Genomic DNA, 425 nt, shown 5'->3' with positions numbered 1-425 from the left:
CTGGACGCCACGCTGGTCTTCGAGGCGCTGGCCATGGCCTGCCCCTCGGTCGGCTCGTTCCTGTCGATCCACAACATGTGCGGCGGCATGATCGACAAGTTCGGCACCCCCGCGAACAAGGCGCGCTGGCTGCCCGGCCTGTGCAGCATGGAGACGGTGTTCTCCTATTGCCTGACCGAGCCCGGCGCCGGTTCCGACGCCGCCGCCCTGCGCACGCGCGCCGAGCGGGTCGAGGGCGGCTGGAAGCTGAACGGCACCAAGGCCTTCATCTCGGGCGGCAGCTATTCGGATTGCTACCTGGTCATGGCCCGCACCGGCCAGGACGGGCCGCGCGGCATCTCGACCATGGTGGTCGAGGCCGGCACGCCCGGCCTCAGCTTCGGCGCGCTCGAGCACAAGATGGGCTGGAAGGCGCAGCCGACCGC

Annotated in this window: 1 protein-coding gene; it reads left to right on the top strand. The window is 70.4% G+C overall.

The genetic code is table 11. The features are described from left to right. Window positions 1-425: acyl-CoA dehydrogenase family protein (locus FE811_RS27185; protein ID WP_181181008.1), on the top strand; the 425-nt coding region annotated here is incomplete at both ends.

It is taken from the genome of Paracoccus sp. FO-3, from assembly GCF_006386455.1.
Classification (GTDB): Bacteria; Pseudomonadota; Alphaproteobacteria; order Rhodobacterales; family Rhodobacteraceae; genus Paracoccus; species Paracoccus versutus.
The sequence above is the reverse complement of the archived record's forward strand: the minus strand, read 5'-3'. Positions and strand labels throughout refer to the sequence as shown.